The 15999-nt window shown below is 66.7% G+C and carries 10 protein-coding genes and 2 pseudogenes; 7 read left to right on the top strand and 5 right to left on the bottom strand.

Annotated features, from left to right (window positions below; genetic code table 11):
* Window positions 1-89: 89 nt before the first annotated feature.
* The 4 genes from menD to G6N50_RS16250 all read left to right on the top strand — a co-directional run bounded on the left by menD (window position 90) and on the right by G6N50_RS16250 (window position 3908).
* Window positions 90-1730, top strand: a complete 1641-nt coding sequence (menD, locus tag G6N50_RS16265; protein WP_083093158.1) for a 2-succinyl-5-enolpyruvyl-6-hydroxy-3-cyclohexene-1-carboxylic-acid synthase — start codon at window positions 90-92, stop codon at window positions 1728-1730.
* Window positions 1731-1741: 11 nt separating this feature from the next.
* Window positions 1742-2299, top strand: coding sequence for a DUF3592 domain-containing protein (locus G6N50_RS16260; protein WP_232068765.1), 558 nt, complete (start codon window positions 1742-1744; stop codon window positions 2297-2299).
* A gap of 51 nt (window positions 2300-2350) precedes the next feature.
* Entirely contained in the window at window positions 2351-3505 is a 1155-nt protein-coding gene (locus tag G6N50_RS16255; RefSeq protein WP_083093160.1) for a glycosyltransferase family 4 protein, read from the top strand.
* Between the two features lie 154 nt (window positions 3506-3659).
* A complete protein-coding gene (locus G6N50_RS16250) occupies window positions 3660-3908 on the top strand; it encodes a hypothetical protein (protein ID WP_083093162.1) in 249 nt (82 codons plus the stop codon).
* 6 nt (window positions 3909-3914) lie between these two features.
* On the opposite strand, the pseudogene G6N50_RS16245 reads toward G6N50_RS16250, so the two are convergent.
* A pseudogene (locus tag G6N50_RS16245) lies at window positions 3915-5152 on the bottom strand (cytochrome P450).
* A gap of 188 nt (window positions 5153-5340) precedes the next feature.
* Here G6N50_RS16245 and G6N50_RS16240 point away from each other — a divergent pair.
* A pseudogene (locus tag G6N50_RS16240) lies at window positions 5341-8512 on the top strand (ATP-binding protein).
* An 8-nt stretch (window positions 8513-8520) separates the two neighbouring features.
* Here the strand turns inward: G6N50_RS16240 and G6N50_RS16235 are convergent.
* Complete coding sequence (locus G6N50_RS16235) at window positions 8521-10008, bottom strand: FAD-dependent oxidoreductase (RefSeq protein ID WP_083093164.1); 1488 nt, start codon at window positions 10006-10008, stop codon at window positions 8521-8523.
* Between the two features lie 201 nt (window positions 10009-10209).
* On the opposite strand from G6N50_RS16235, the gene G6N50_RS30135 reads away from it, so the two are divergent.
* Window positions 10210-12507, top strand: a complete 2298-nt coding sequence (locus G6N50_RS30135; RefSeq protein ID WP_083093166.1) for a serine/threonine-protein kinase PknH/PknJ — start codon at window positions 10210-10212, stop codon at window positions 12505-12507.
* Between the two features lie 141 nt (window positions 12508-12648).
* Here the strand turns inward: G6N50_RS30135 and G6N50_RS16225 are convergent, their stop codons facing one another.
* The gene (locus G6N50_RS16225) at window positions 12649-13473 is read right to left on the bottom strand and encodes an SDR family oxidoreductase (protein WP_083093168.1); all 825 of its coding nucleotides are present in this window, start codon (window positions 13471-13473) and stop codon (window positions 12649-12651) included.
* Between the two features lie 57 nt (window positions 13474-13530).
* Here G6N50_RS16225 and G6N50_RS16220 point away from each other — a divergent pair, with 57 nt between their 5' ends.
* Entirely contained in the window at window positions 13531-14223 is a 693-nt protein-coding gene (locus G6N50_RS16220) for a demethylmenaquinone methyltransferase (protein WP_083093169.1), read from the top strand.
* A gap of 7 nt (window positions 14224-14230) precedes the next feature.
* On the opposite strand, the gene G6N50_RS16215 is transcribed toward G6N50_RS16220, so the two are convergent.
* Both G6N50_RS16215 and menJ read right to left on the bottom strand, forming a co-directional pair.
* A complete protein-coding gene (locus G6N50_RS16215) occupies window positions 14231-14641 on the bottom strand; it encodes a DUF732 domain-containing protein (RefSeq protein WP_083093171.1) in 411 nt (136 codons plus the stop codon).
* A 112-nt stretch (window positions 14642-14753) separates the two neighbouring features.
* Entirely contained in the window at window positions 14754-15992 is a 1239-nt protein-coding gene (menJ, locus tag G6N50_RS16210) for a menaquinone reductase (RefSeq protein ID WP_372509962.1), read from the bottom strand.
* Between the last annotated feature and the right edge of the window lie 7 nt (window positions 15993-15999).

The following is a 15999-nucleotide window of genomic DNA, read 5'->3' as shown; positions in this document are numbered from 1 at the left end:
CGCGTCTCACCAGCTGTGGCCGGATTACCGCTTCCTCGTCCCGCCGCTGCGCGGCGGGCATCGTCAGCGGGCTGTGACACCCTGTAGGAGTGAACCCCTCGACGACACAGGCTCGCGTCGTCGTTGACGAGCTGATTCGCGGCGGCGTCCGCGACGTGGTGCTTTGCCCGGGGTCGCGCAACGCCCCGCTGGCGTTCGCCTTGCAGGACGCCGACAGGTCCGGCCGGGTGCGCCTGCACGTCCGCATCGACGAGCGAACCGCGGGGTATCTGGCCATCGGGCTGGCCATCGCCGCGGGCGCGCCGGTTTGCGTCGCCATGACATCCGGCACCGCCGTCGCCAACCTCGGCCCGGCCGTGGTGGAGGCCAACTACGCCCGGGTGCCGCTGATCGTGCTGTCGGCCAACCGGCCCTACGAGCTGCTGGGCACCGGGGCCAACCAGACCATGGAGCAGCTGGGCTACTTCGGGACCCAGGTGCGGGCCACCATCAGCCTGGGCCTGGCCGAGGAAGGACCTCTGGATTCCCTCAACGCCACCTGGCGATCGGCGACCTGCCGGGTGCTGGCCGCCGCCACCGGATCCCGTACCGCCAACGCCGGGCCGGTGCAGTTCGATATCCCGCTGCGCGAACCGCTGGTGCCCGACTCCGAACCTCAAGCGATGGGCCCGCAGGGCCGACCGGGCGGCCGGCCGTGGACCTACACGCCGCCGGTCAGCTTCGACCAGCCGCTGGAGATCGACCTGTCGCCCGACACGGTCGTCATCGCCGGGCACGGCGCGGGCGTGCAGCCCAACCTGGCGCAGCTGCCGACCGTGGCCGAACCGACAGCGCCGCCCGCGGCCAATCCGCTGCACCCGTTGGCGCTGAGCCTGCTGGGGCCCAAGCAGGTGATCATGCTCGGCCGCCCGACCCTGCATCGGCCGGTGTCGGCGTTGCTGGCCGACCCAAAGGTGCCGGTGTTCGCGCTGACCACCGGGCCGCGCTGGCCGGACGTCTCGGGCAATTCGCAGGCCACCGGCACCCGCGCGGTCACCACCGGGACGCCCAACCCGGCGTGGCTGCAGCGCTGCGCGGCGATGAATCAGCACGCGGTCGAGGCGGTCCGCGCCCAGCTCGCCGCGCACCCCTTGACCACCGGCCTGCACGTCGCGGCGGCCGTGGCCGACGCGTTGGTGCCCGGCGATCAGCTGGTGCTCGGGGCGTCCAACCCGGTCCGCGACGCGGCGCTGGTCGGCCTGGACACCCACGGCATCCGGGTCCGGTCCAACCGCGGGGTCGCCGGGATCGACGGGACGGTGTCCACGGCGATCGGGGCGGCCTTGGCGCATGAACGGGAGGGCGGTCCGGACGGCCCGGCGCGCACGGTCGCGCTGATCGGCGACCTGACGTTCGTGCACGACAGCTCCGGGTTGCTGATCGGCCCCACCGAGCCGACGCCGCGCCGGCTGACGATCGTGGTCTCCAACGACAATGGCGGCGGCATCTTCGAACTGCTCGAGCAGGGCGACCCGCGCTTCTCCGACGTGTCCTCGCGTATCTTCGGCACCCCGCACGACGTGGACGTGGGCGCGCTGTGTCGCGCGTATCACGTCGAGAGCAGGCAGATCGAGATCGACGAATTGCGCGCGGCCATCGACGAATCCGGAGCCGGGATGCGGGTGCTGGAGGTCAAGGCGGACCGCTCGTCACTGCGGCAACTGCACGCCGCGATCAAGGCCGCGGTGTGAGGCGCACGTAGATGGCGATGTCGCCAAAAGTTTTGCTGCGCATACTGATTCATGGGCGCAGCGATGAACGGCCGAAAACGCGTGCCAGGATTGCGTTGCGCTGGGGGCGGATTGCGGTACTGATCGTGGCCGGCCTGGTCACGTTGCAGTCGATGTTGCTGGTGGCCGGCGCCTGGCGCGACGACATCGCGATCACCCACAACATGGGCGTCGCGCAGGCCGAGGTGCTCAGTGCGGGACCGCGCCGCTCCACCATCGAGTTCGTCACCCCCGAGCGAGTCACCTATCGTCCCGAGCTCGGCGTGCTCTATCCGTCCCATTTGGCCACCGGGATGCGGATCTACGTCGAGTACAACAAGAACGATCCGAACCTGGTCCGCGTGCAGCACCGCAATGCCGGGCTGGCGATCATCCCGGCCGGATCGATCGCGGTGGTGGGCTGGCTGGGCGCGGCGGCGTTTTTGATCGTGCTGGCGCTGCTGGACAAGTGGCTCGACCGTCGCGACACGCCCCGGAACGAACCGGACATCCCGGTCGCCAAAAGTGTCGGACCTGCAAATTTCGCGTGACGTATGCCCGCAGGCAACCTTGTCGACAGCCGATGCTGACACCGTAGTGGTGTGCGCGTTGCCATCGTCGCGGAATCCTTCCTCCCCGAAGTCAACGGTGTCAGCAACTCGGTGATCCGGGTGCTCGAGCATCTGCGCCGGACGGGGCACGAAGCCCTAGTCATCGCCCCCGACGCGCCCCCGGGCCAGCCCCGGGCGGACCGCATCTACGACGGCATCCGCGTTCACCGGGTGCCGTCCCGGATGTTCCCGAAGGTGACCACCCTGCCGCTCGGTGTGCCGACGCCGCGGTTGGTGCAGGTGTTGCGCGGATTCGATCCGCACGTGGTCCATCTCGCATCCCCGGCGCTGCTGGGTTACGGCGGCGTGCGGGCCGCGCGGTGGCTGGGGGTGCCGACGGTGGCGGTCTATCAAACCGATGTCCCGGGCTTTGCGGCGAGCTACGGCATCCCGATGACCGCGCGGGCCGCCTGGGCCTGGTTCCGTCATCTGCACGGCCTTGCCGACCGCACCCTGGCGCCGTCCAGTGTGACGATGGAATCACTTGTTGCTCACCGCTTTCCGCGGGTGCATCGGTGGGCGCGCGGTGTCGACGTGCTGCGGTTCGCGCCGTCCGCGCGCAGCGAGGCGCTCCGGCGGCAGTGGTCGCCGCAAGGCAAGCCCATCGTCGGATTCGTGGGCCGGCTCGCGCCCGAGAAGCACGTCGAGCGACTCATCGGGCTGACCGCGAACGATGCGGTTCAGCTCGTCATCGTGGGCGACGGTGTCGACCGCAACAAGCTGCAATCGGCAATGCCGACAGCGGTTTTCACGGGTGCGCTGTACGGCGACGACCTCGCCGCGGCGTACGCCAGCATCGACGTGTTCGTGCATCCCGGTGAGCACGAGACGTTTTGTCAGGTCGTGCAAGAAGCGCTGGCGTCGGGGTTGCCGGTGATCGCCCCCGACGCCGGCGGCCCACGTGACCTCGTCACCCCGTGGCGTACAGGTCTGCTGTTGGCCGTCAACGAATTCGAGTCCCGGCTGCCGGACGCGGTCGCACACCTGATCGCCGAACGGCCCCGTTACGCCCTGGCGGCCCGGCGCAGCGTGGTCGGCCGCAGCTGGCCGGTCATCTGCGACGAGCTGCTGGGCCATTACGAGGCGGTGCTCTCGCCGTTTGCCCGCAGGAAGGTGTTCGCCAGGCGGTACGCGCAGGGCGAGTGAGCCAGCGGCCCGTCCCCGCGCCGGTCGATAAGAATCAGGTATCCCGGTATCCGGGACAGCCGGTCGGCGCGGCGTGATGATCAGATGTGGAAGGGCTTTCGTCGACCGCTGACGCCGCTTGCCGGCCGGGCAGCGACAGAAAGGAGCCGCAACGATGGTCACGACGCGAGCGCAAGCGGCGCAGTACGTCAAGGACGCCGGAGGATTGAAGCTTGTCGTCTTCGGAGCCGACGGGCACGAAGTGGCAGCGATGTTCGTGCAAGGATCGGTGACCTACAACCCGGAGGAGGCGACCTTCATTGCCGTCGCCGAGGACGGGCACGCGGTGGGCGAACTGTTCGTGGATGAATCGGTCGGCTATGACGAGAACATAGATGCTTTCGTCATCCGCCCGCCGCGATAGCCGAGTTCACGACACGGGGTCGAATTCGATTGGCAGCGTGGTCGGTCCGCTCAACCCGGTGAGGGGCTTCCACGGGGCGGGCCCGGTGCGATGGGCGTTGGGCATGAGCCGTGTCATGGTCGCCAACGCTTCGGCGAGCTCGAGCCGGGCCAGGTTGGCGCCCAGGCAGTAGTGCATGCCGGCGCCGAACGTCTGCATCGCCGGGGCCCCCGTGCGGGTGATGTCGAGTCGGTCGGGGTCGTCATAGACGGCGGGATCGCGGTTGGCGGCGGCGGTGTTCGCGATAACCAGTGTGCCCGTGGGGATTACCACGTCGGCGATCTCGACGTCCTCGAGAGCGATCCGCAAGGTGGCGGCTGCGATCGGTGAATGCCGCATCGTCTCTTCAACCGCGCTGTTCGCGAGGTCGGGGTGCTCGGCCAGCAACTTCCACTGGTCGGGACGGTCGCACAGCGCGTGCACGGAGGCGGCCAGCTGGTTGCGGGTGGTGTCGGTGCCGGCCATCAGCAGGCCCGCGGCCAGCATGCGGAGCTCGTCGGCGGAGAGGTGATCGCCGTCGTCCTCGGCACGGATCAGGTCGGAGATGAGGTCGTCGGTCAGCCTCTGGCGTCGCTGCGCGACCATGTCGTCGATGTAGGCGTCGAGTTCGTCCCACGCGGCCAAGATGGTTCGCTGGTGGGCAACGACCTCCCAGCTGAAGGCCTTGAAGATGTCGTCTGTCCATTCCGAGAACAGCTTCCAATCCTGCGCCGGGGCGCCCAGAAGCGCACAGATGATCGGGATCGGATATTGACGGGCGATGTCGGTGACCACTTCGCAGCGCCCGGTTGTGGTGTGGCGGCTCACCAGTTCGGTGATCACCTCGACGATCGTCGTGCGCAACCGCGCGGTGGCTCGTGGCGTGAAGGCTTTGGACACCAGTCGGCGCAGCCGGTGGTGCTCGGCCCCGTCGAGACTGATCAGGTTCGTGGCGACGCGTTCCCACAAGGGCCAGAGGTGATGCCCTGGGAAGCAAGGAACATGCCCTGGGGTACGCGGAATCGCGGGTCGCGCAACACCGTTCGAACCAGTTCGTAAGTCAGCAACTCCGGCCCGTGGGGGCCGATGGCGATCGACGCCTGCTGTCGCGCCTGGCGGATGATCTGGTGGGCCTCTTCGAGGCTCTGGCAGTGCTCATAATCGATCGCTGGAAGGCCGGCATCACAGGCGCCTGGGCAGATCGATGCGTCAACTGCAATAGTCATTTTGCACCCCGAAGCTGATCGGTGAAGTACCTTCGCCACCAAGTCTTATCGGCGCGCGAACGCCGCACATGCGTAGCCGACTACCTGTCTTGGCGCCGCGACCCAAATCTGTTGGGTCGCGGACGGTACCGCGGGAACGGTCCAACCGCCTATTCTTACGTTCGGGATCCGGATCGGCGGAGGGTCGGATGACGGCCATGACAGCGTGTCGGACGTGTGGCACACAGCCGCTGGAGAACGCGCGGTTCTGCCACGGCTGTGGTGCCCCAGTGCGCGACCGCGATACGCGGGCCGAGTACAAGCAGGTCACGGTCCTTTTCGCCGATGTGGTTCATTCGATGGACATCGCCGCGGCCGTGGGGGCGGAGCGGCTGCGTGAGGTGATGACCAGCCTGGTGGACCGTGCGACCGCGGTGGTGCGCCGTTTCGGCGGCACGGTGGACAAGTTCACCGGCGACGGGATCATGGCCGTGTTCGGAGCCCCGGTCGCGTTGGAGGACCACGCTATCCGCGCTTGCCTTGCGGCGCTGGGCATCCAAGAGGAGACCGCCCGCCTAGCCGCTGAGGTCAAGGACCGCGACGGCGTCGAATTGGCGTTGCGGATTGGGCTGAATTCCGGTCAGGTCATCGCCGGGGAAGTCGGGTCAACGTCGTTGCGCTACACCACGATCGGCGAGCAGGTGGGTATGGCGCAACGGATGGAATCGGTCGCTCCGCCGGGTGGGGTGACGCTGAGCGTCTCCACCGCGCGACTGGTTGCCGGCGCGGCGGCGCTGGGTGAACCGGAGATGGTCCACATCAAGGGCGTCGACGTACCGGTCACCGCCTACCGCCTGCGCCGCATGGAGGAGCGGCATCGCGCTACCGAGCGCGCTGAGTCGATTCTGGTCGGCCGCCGGTGGGAATTGTCCGTCGTGGAGGGCTTGTTGGAGCGCGCATGCGGTGGACAGGGCGCTGTGGTCGAGGTGGTGGGCGAACCCGGCATCGGCAAGAGCCGTCTGGTGCGCGAGGTCGTCGCGCTGGCCGAGGTCCGGGGCGCGGAGGTGTTCAGCACCTTCTGTGAATCGCACACCAGCCAGCTCCCGTTTCATGCCGTGGCGCGCCTGCTGCGGGCGGCCATCGGCGTCAACGGCCTTGACGGGGAGGCGGCCCGGGCCCGGGTGCGAGACCGCATTCCAGACGCGGACCGCGAGGACGCGCTGCTCCTTGATGACCTGCTCGGGGTCGCGGACCCGGGCACCGCCATACCGGCGATCGACCCCGATGCGCGCCGGCGGCGGTTGGCCGCGCTGGTGAACGCCGACAGATTGTCTCGGCGAAGCCCGACGGTCTATGTCGTCGAGGACGCCCACTGGATCGATGAGGTCAGCGAGTCGATGCTGACCGATTTCCTTACCGAAATCCCTCAGACACCCTCGCTGGTGCTGCTCACCTACCGCCCCGAATATCACGGCGCGTTGACCCGAGTGACCGGCGCCCACACCATAACCCTTGCACCGCTGAGTGATTCAGACACCGCAGCACTGGTCGCACATCTCCTCGGCGCCAACCCGTCGGTAGACGCACTGAGCCGAAGGGTCACCGAAAGGGCCGCCGGTAATCCGTTCTTCGCCGAGGAGTTGGTGCGCGAACTGGCCGAGCGTGGTGTGCTGCGTGGGGAGCCCGGTGCCTATCGGTCGGCCACGGAGGTCAGCGAGGTGAGCGTGCCCGCCACGTTGCAGGCGACCATTGCCGCGCGCATCGACCGGCTCGATCCGAAAGCCAAACGCACGCTGAGCGCGGCCGCGGTCATCGGCTCGCGGTTCGGCCTCGACCTGCTCACGGAACTGGGTGTCGAGCCGGTGGTTGACGAACTGGTGGCGGCCCAAGTCATCGACCAGGTCAGCTCTGCCCGGCAACCGGAGTACGTGTTCCACCATCCGCTTATTCATTCGGTCGCTTACGGGGCACAGCTCAGATCGGATCGCTCCGATCTGCACCGCCGGGTGGCCGCAGCGATCGAGGCCCGCGAGCCGGAATCGTGCGAAGAAAACGCGGCGTTGATTGCAGAACATCTGGAGGCCGCCGGTGATCTGGACGCCGCCTACGGCTGGCACATGCGCGCCGCAACCTGGGCGACCAACCGCGACATCAACGCGGCACGACTGGGTTGGCAGCGAGCGGCGGAGATCGCCGACGCCCTGCCCGCCGAGCATCCCGAGCGGGAAGCCATGCGCATCGCTCCGCGCACCATGTTGTGCGGGACCGGTTGGCGAGTCCACGCCAGCATCGACGGTGACCGCTTCGATGAGTTGCGCGAATTGTGCAGCGCCGCAGGAGATAAGGCCTCACTGGGCATCGCTACGGCTGGATTGGTGGTTGGCTGCGCGCATCAGGACCGGGTGCGCGAGGCGTCGCAGTTGGGATCGGAAGCCTGGGCTCTCGCCGAATCGATCGGAGATGCGACCTTGACGGTGGGGCTGTCCTTCCCGGTGATCTTCGGCAAGATCGAGAGCGCCGAATGGTGTGACGTGCTGCGATGGTCACAGACCGTCATCGATCTGGCCGACGGGGATCCGTCGAAAGGCAACTTCCTGGTCGGGTGTCCGTTGGCGCTGGCCTTCGCGTCGCGGGGGATGGCCCGTTATTTCCTGGGTCGGTCCGGATGGCTGGGAGACCTGCGGCACGGAGTGGCTATGGCCCGCCGCGCCGACCCCGCCTCCTACGCCGGGGTTGTCGGCTATGCCTATTTGCTGGGGATACCGTTCGGCGTGCTGAGGCCCGACGATCCTGCGCTGGACGAGATCGAGAATGCTCTACGGATCGCCGAGCGCACCAGTGACGATGTCGTGGTGGGCTTCATCCGGGCAACGTTGGGCGTTGCGCTGGTGCACCGCAACACGATTGCGGAACGCGATCGCGGGCAACGGTTGTTGGCCGAGGTCGGCGAGGTGTTCCTGAGTCGGGGACACAACCTGAGCGATCTGCCGATCGTCGAGGTCTACTCGGCGCGGGAGACGGCGCGGCGAGGAGATCCCGATGCCGCCGTACCGGTGATCCGCGCCGCCGCCGACCATCTGTTCCGTCCGGGACATCTGCTGTTGTGGGGCATTCCGGCGACGGCTGTTCTGGTGGAGACACTGCTCGATCGCGGGGCCGACGGTGACATGGCCGAAGCCGACGACGCGATCGGCCGGTTGGCGGTCACGCCGGCCGATGAGGGTCTGGTGATGCGCGACGTCTGGTCGGCGTGGCTGCGGGCGCTACTGGCCCGGGCCCGAGGTGACGAAGCCGCTTACCCGCTTGCGGGACGACTACCGCGACATGGCGAAAGCGCTTGGCTACGAGGGACATACCGCGTGGGCCGAGGCGATGCCGTGATGCGGTGCTCACGTTTTGGCACCGGGAATGCACTGCGCGCCAAGGGGACCGCAACGGATTTGGAATCGCTCCCGCACGGTGTCGAGAACGCGTCGCTGACGCTCGCATTCGCGGCGGTGCGTGAGCATGAACCGCGCCAGGCCCGGCACGCGGCGCGGGAGCGGGTACCACTTGTCGAAATCGAGGCCGTTCTCGGTGAATACGCGACTGGGGACGTTGTCGTAAATCACGCCGAGGTTGTGCTGGACGAGCGCGAAGAGCACGTACGGAAATGCCAGCGGCGCCTTCTGCCTCAAATCCATCCAGTCGATTTCGTAGAGTGGGATCTCACTGAGTTTGTTCAAGAACAGCAAGTGGCCCAGGAAGTATCCCATGAACGCGGGCAAGTGCAGCATGGCCGACCGCACGTTGATGGAAACAACTGCGCCACTGGGCGAAACGTACGGCTCGTATGGGTATTCGTCGGGGAATTTGACGTATCCCGTGCAGTTCACGACCCAGCTGCCCGGTTGGATCGTCTTGGTCGATCCGCTCCGGAACACCAACTCGGTCGTGCCATTGCGGTCGACGGCATCCTCGAAGTAGTCCATGACGAGGTCGTTCAGCCCAGCGGAGATCGTGCGGTTCTCGGCCTCGGACAAGACTCCCAACACGAAGTTGTCCGCCTGCGGGGTCAGGAACGTGCCGTGGGTGGCGCGGTACCAATCTTGGACTTCCGATTCGTTGGTGCCGTCGTACCGGTGACTTAGTTGCGTGGCGACGGCGCTCGGCGGCGTGCCCGTCCACCACCGCCGAGCGCCGCTTGGCAACAGGCTGTCGCGGCTGGAGAAGAATGTTCCGCGGCCGGCGACAAGGTTGACCTCGCGTCCGGGGTAGGCCGTGATCAGTGCGTGTGCGGTGTCCATCGCGGTCTTTCCGCCGCCGATGATCCACACCGGCGCAGCGCTTTCCCCGATGTCACCCGTCCGGACGTCGCAGTAGTCCGGTGACACCGAATGGACGCGTGTACTGGAGACGTCGAGCGCTTCGTTCGGCGTGACGCCCAGGCCATACGCCTTGATCAATCGCTTGGCCTCGACGACCAGCCTGCGGCCGTCGGCGGCGCTGCAGGTGACCCGGACGATTCCGTTAGCTTCTTCGTCCGACTCGAAGTCCCAGCCGAGGTACTCGTCGACCTGGACCCGCTCCCTGATCACGTCGACGCAGTGCTGAAAATGGTCGAGCACCTCGCCCTTGGCCGCCAGGTAGCTGCGGTCCTTGCCGAGGGTCCACTCGATGTTGCCCGCCGTGAACATCGGGTGGGGCTGGTGCAGGCGTACGTAGGGGTACACATCGACCCACATGCCGCCGACGCGTGCCCGACGATCGATCAGGATCACCTTCTGATCGCGCGACAGGTATCGGCTGGCGGCGAACAGGGCGTTGAGCCCGGCGATGCCGGCTCCGACGATGCACACGTCGCAGGTTTCCACGGCTGACGGCTGGGGTGCGGACATCGGACCGCCTTTCCTCGCAGAGTCATAAGCTCGCAGAGGTCATAAGTATGTGTCCAGACCGCGCTGACGGGATGAGTAATCGACTACTCGATTGATGACGACTCGCGTCCGCAGCGGTTTGCTGGGGTCAAGTTGGGTTTGGTCCTGTCGCCCAAAGCAAAACTCGGCCACAGCTTTGCCCGCAACCCCTAGTATTCGTCCATGCCGTTAACCAACGGTCAGACCTTCGCCGGGTACAAAATCATCCGTCTACTGGGGTCTGGGGGGATGGGCGAGGTCTACCTTGCACAGCATCCAAGGCTGCCCCGCCGTGATGCGTTGAAGCTGCTTCCCCACGATTGGTCGGCAGACGCCGAGTACCGGGCCCGTTTCAACCGGGAAGCCGATGTCGCGTCGACACTCTGGCACCCCCACATTGTGGGTGTGCACGACCGTGGCGAAGAAGACGGGCAACTCTGGATATCCATGGACTTCGTCGACGGCCTCGATGCGGCGCGACTGTTGATTGATAAGTATCCGGCCGGGATGCCGGTGGAAGAAGTAAACCGCATCGTTATCGGGGTGGCCAGCGCCCTAGATTATGCGCACAAACAGGGCCTGCTGCACCGAGACGTTAAACCGGCGAACATTATGATCACCCATCTTGATGACGATCAGGACGAGCAGCGAGTCCTGCTGGCCGATTTCGGGATTGCTCGCAACGTCAACGAGATTAGCGGACTGACGGCTACCAACTTCGTTGTAGGAACTTCGCACTATTCGGCACCCGAACAACTGATGAGCCAAGACTTGGATGGCCGGGCCGACCAGTATGCCTTGGCGGCTAGCGCCTACCACCTCCTCGCCGGTGCGCCGCTCTTCCCGCATGCCAACCAGGCCACAATCATCGGTCATCAGCTCACCACCGCACCTCCGAAGCTTGCTGCCACACACCCGGACCTGATGGCGCTGGACCCCGTCCTGGCAAAAGCCTTGGCCAAGAAGCCCTCGGAGCGCTTCTCACGGTGCACCGATTTCGCGCAGGCCTTCGTCTCGGCGAAGGTACAGCCCCGCAGAATTCCGAATGAGCACCGCACAGGGCCGCCGACCTCGCGGGGGGTGCGGGCCGGTAATTCCGATACGGTTTCTCCAAATGCCACGTCGGCTGCTGAGTCGAGGCTCGCGCCGATGGATAAGCGTGTCGCGATGGAGCGCGTGGCCACGCACGACGATATGCGCGAGTTCACCACAAACGACGCAAAGGATTCGGCGGGGAAGAAATCAAACGATTCGGGATCGGTGCGCACAGCGACGTCGACGCCGAGGCAGGTCGCGCCCACAGCGCTCCAGGCTAACCGGGCACGCATACCACGGCCGAAACCGGTCATCGCGGTAGCCATCGGCGTTCTGGCCGCCTTGGCTCTTGGCTACATCCTCGTAGTAACAGGCCATACACCACGGGACCCGGGCTCCACTCACCCCGTCGATGTGCCGCCATCGGCGGATCCGGAAATCACCTTCGACGGCATGCGCGACTTCGTCGCTGCCTATTACGCGGACCTACCAGGCCATCCCGACAATGCCTGGGCGAAACTCGACACCCACTGCAAGGACCAAACGGGATATGCTGACTTCCAAAAGTTCTGGGCGTCAATACAATCGGTAACAATCGTTTCGGTGCGTCCGCGAGACGCCACCAGCGTGGTCGCCCAGCTCAATTACGTCCGGCGTGATGGCACTTCCGACAGCGAAAGCCGCTGGCTTAAGGTCACGCCGGTGAATGGCGCAGTGCTGCTTGACGAATCCGGCCGCATCGGGTCCACCAACGAGTCGCCGCCCCCTGCACCGGCCACCCGCGCACCCAGCACAGGAAGTCCCGGTTTTTCGGCATCGTCGATTGACAGCGTGCTGCCAAGTCCCATGGAAGTCAGCCGGGTCGTGCGTGCTGGGAATCTACAAATCAAGTCGACACAGGGGATGTCGGACAATTCCGGCTTAGTCACACCCTTCTTCTGTGTGGGTCTCATCTTCGGCGCTGACCGGACGGTCTACTCCAAGAGCGGTTTCGACGCGATAATTGACCAGACGCTGGCCGCCAGCACGTCTGCCCCATACACCGCTGCTGGACCGACAGAGGTGGAGCAAACCGTCGTCGTATTTCCCACGGCTCAACAAGCCCAAGCGATACTTGCTTCCTCTCAACGCCAGTGGCAATCATGCGCGACTGGCATCGTCCACTACAGGGTGCCCAACACCAACGGCGAAGTCGGATGGGGTTTTAACGTCGGCGCGGTGCAGCTGAACGACGACATCCTGACCGCCTCGATGGCTGGCATCAACCGGGAAAGCGGCGACAGCGCCTGCCAGCAGGCGCTCGGTATACGCGCGAATGTTCTCGTGGGCGCGCGTACCTGCCTGATGCCTGATATCCCAACTAGCGCAACCGTTGCCGACCCAGCTCTGGCCGGCAACTACGCACATCTCCTGGTGGCCGAAATTCTGAGCCGCATCCACGATTGACGTCTGTGCAGCGGCTGCCTTGTCCAAATATCTTCGAAGGTGTCGGGTTCACCGTAGCCAGAGCAGCCGAGGACACTCGTCGCGGCGACTGAGCCCATTCTCATTTCGTGGTGTCCCGGAAAGGGCCGGACGCGGGGTGATCTACCCCTGCGCCAGCTTGGCCACGGGCTGCCATTCCTCCCAGTTCTTCAGCCGGCTTTCGTAGTCGGCCTTGGCCGTCTCCAGTGGAGAAGCGCCGAAAAAGACTCGCAGCGGCGGCTTTTCGGCGTCGACCACCTTCAGCAGCGCGGCCGCGGACGCCGACGGGTTGCCCGGGCTCGCCCACCGGCGGCTGCGCTCGGCCTGCACGGCGGCGCGTAAGTCGTCGTAGGCCGGAATCGACTCGGCGTGCTTGGCCGAGGAGCCGGCCCAGTCGGTGTCGAAACCGCCCGGTTCGATCAAGGTGACGTGCACACCGAACGGCGCGACCTCCTGAGCCAGCGCCTGCGAGAAGCCCTCCAGCGCCCACTTCGACGCGTGGTACATGCCGACCACGGGGAACGCGGTGATGCCCCCGATCGAGGAGACCTGGATGATGTGGCCGCTGCCCTGCTCGCGCAGATAGGGTAGCGCGGCCTGCGTGATCCACAGGGCCCCAAACACATTGGTCTCGATCTGATCGCGCGCGTCTTGTTCGGAGAGCTCCTCGACGAACCCGAACTGCCCGTAGCCGGCGTTGTTCACCACGATGTCGAGCTGGCCGAAGTGGTCGTGTGCCTGCTTGACCGCCGCGAAGTCCGCCGCGCGGTCGGTGACGTCCAATCGGATCGGCAGCAGCGCGTCGCCGAACTTTTGCGCCAAGTCGTCGAGTGAGGCCGTGTTGCGCGCCGTGGCGGCGACCTTGTCGCCGCGCTCCAGCGCCGCGATCGTCCACGCCCGACCAAAACCCCGCGATGTCCCGGTGATAAACCAAACTTTTTCAGTCACGTCTTCCTACAACGCCGACCGCCTCACCTCATTCCCGCAACAGGTAGCGTCTCTCTGGTGAGTCGCGCGGAGTTGGACAAGGCCCCCCGGGATGTCGCGTCGATGTTCGACGGCGTCGCCCGCCGCTACGACCTGACCAACACCGTGCTGTCGATGGGCCAGGACCGGTACTGGCGCAAAGCCACCCGATCGGCGCTGGCCATCGGACCAGGCCAGAAGGTGCTGGACCTCGCCGCGGGCACCGCGGTGTCCACCGTGGAGCTGAGGAAATCCGGCGCGTGGTGTGTGGCCGCCGACTTCTCGGTCGGCATGCTGGCGGCTGGTGCCGCGCGTGACGTTCCCAAAGTCGCCGGGGACGCCACCAGGTTGCCGTTCGGTGACGACGTATTCGATGCCGTCACAATCAGTTTCGGGCTGCGCAACGTCGTCGACACCCAGGCCGGTCTGCGCGAGATGGCCCGCGTCACCCGCCCGGGCGGCCGATTGGTGGTGTGCGAGTTCTCCACGCCCACCAATGCGCCGTTCGCCACCGTCTATAAGGAGTACCTGATGCGCGCACTGCCGCGGGTGGCGCGGGCGGTGTCTAGCAATCCCGACGCGTACGTGTACCTCGCGGAATCGATCAGGGCGTGGCCCGATCAGGCGGCGCTGGCGCAGCAGATAACTCAGGCCGGATGGTCCGGGGTGCGCTGGCGCAATCTGACCGGCGGAGTCGTCGCGCTACACGCGGCATCCAAGCCCTTGCGCTGAGAACGACCTAGTGAGTGCCGGCGCGCTGTACGAAGCCGACCTGGTCGGGGCAGTAGTGATCAACCGCGGCACCGAGGAACTGGAACGCCTGGCCCTGGGTGGTGCCCCGCGGCAGGTTGTGCTGAATGAAATTGGCCGACTTGTACGGGTCGCCGTCCACGCCCCGGCCAATCCGGTCGCAGGTGATCTTGCCCAGCCATGCCAACTGGTCCTGCGGCTGGTAGATGCCGAAGCCGTTGACGGTGTTCTTGAATGGCGCGTCGTAGTCGCTCGGGGGCGACGGCGTCCGCGGGGTGGGGTACGGCGCCGTGGGCGGCGGATCCGCCTGCGCCGGCACCGAGAGCTCCGCCGGCATGGCCAGCGCGGCCAGAGCGATAGCAGCAGCGGCTCCGATAGTAGCCAGGCTCGTTCCCTTCATTAGCTGGACTATACACGCCTCGGCCTGGCCGCGCGGACGAAAGCCGAACGCCGAAAGACGGCTGCCAGGGGGCCGCGGAAGCTCCCGACCAGCGGCGATGCGGGGGCGCCGGTCAGCTGAACGGCGTTCGGCGGTCGAGCAGCCGCGACAGCCGGCCGCCGCCCCGCCAGGCGCGCGCCACCCAGTCCGCGTCGTCGTCGGTGACGAGGTTGGCCATCACCCGCACCGCGATCGTCATCAGCGTCGTCGACCGCATGGCGACGGGTCCGGTCGCTGGCAGAAACCGCTGGAACGTCAACAACAGCGCCAGCCGGCGCGCCACCGAGAATCCGCGACCGTAGTGCTGCTGCAACAGCGACGGCCACACCTGCGACAGGTCGGGGCAATTCAGCAGCGCAGCGGCCAGCCGCCCGGTCTCGAGCCCGTAGTCGATGCCTTCGCCGTTGAGCGGGTTCACACAGGCCGCCGCGTCGCCGATCAGCATCCAGTTGGCGCCGGCCACCCCGGACACCGCGCCGCCCATCGGCAGCAGCGCCGAGGCCACCGCCCGCGGGTGGCCGGCGAAACCCCACTCGTCGCGGCGCAGGTCGGTGTAGTAGTCGATCAGCGGGCGCAGCGCCAGGTCGGCGGGCCGTTTCGACGTCGACAGCGCTCCGACGCCGATGTTCACCTCGCCGTTGCCGAGCGGGAAAATCCAGCCGTAGCCGGGCAGCACTTTGTCCTTGGAGCCGTCGGGGGAGCGCAGCTCCAGGTGCGACGTCAGCCAGGGGTCGTCGGCGCGCGCAGTGGTCAGATACCCGCGGGCGGCGACGCCGTAGACCGTCTCCTGGTGCCAGCGCCGGCCCAGCTTGCGGCCCAGCGAGGAACGCGCGCCGTCGGCCACGATCAACTCGCTGCAGCTCACCTCGGTGCCGTCGGCTAGCGTCAGCGATGTCACCCGGCCCGATGAATCATGTTGTGCCGCAACCGCCTTCGTTCCGAGCAGCATCCGCGCCCCGGAATCCTCGGCGACTTTGCGGATCCGGTCGTCCAACTCGAGGCGGGCCACCGCGCTGCCGGTCGACGGAAACGACGGGCCGGGCCAGTCGACTTCCACCTCGCCGCCGAACCCGCTCATCCGCAATCCCCGATGCCGGATGCGGGTGTCCAGCCAGTCGCGCAGCCCCAGGCGTTCCAGCTCGGCGACCGCGCGCGGCGTCAGCCCGTCGCCGCAGGCCTTGTCGCGGGGGAAACTCGCCGAATCGATCACCAGGACCTCGTTGCCCGCCCGCGCGGCCCAGGCCGCCGCCGCGGAACCGGCGGGCCCGGCGCCCACGACAACCACTTGGGCCTTGAGGGTTCGGCTCTCCACGCCACCA

It is taken from the genome of Mycobacterium mantenii (assembly GCF_010731775.1).
In the GTDB taxonomy this organism is placed as follows: domain Bacteria; phylum Actinomycetota; class Actinomycetes; order Mycobacteriales; family Mycobacteriaceae; genus Mycobacterium; species Mycobacterium mantenii.
This window is presented reverse-complemented; position numbering and strand designations above follow the sequence as displayed.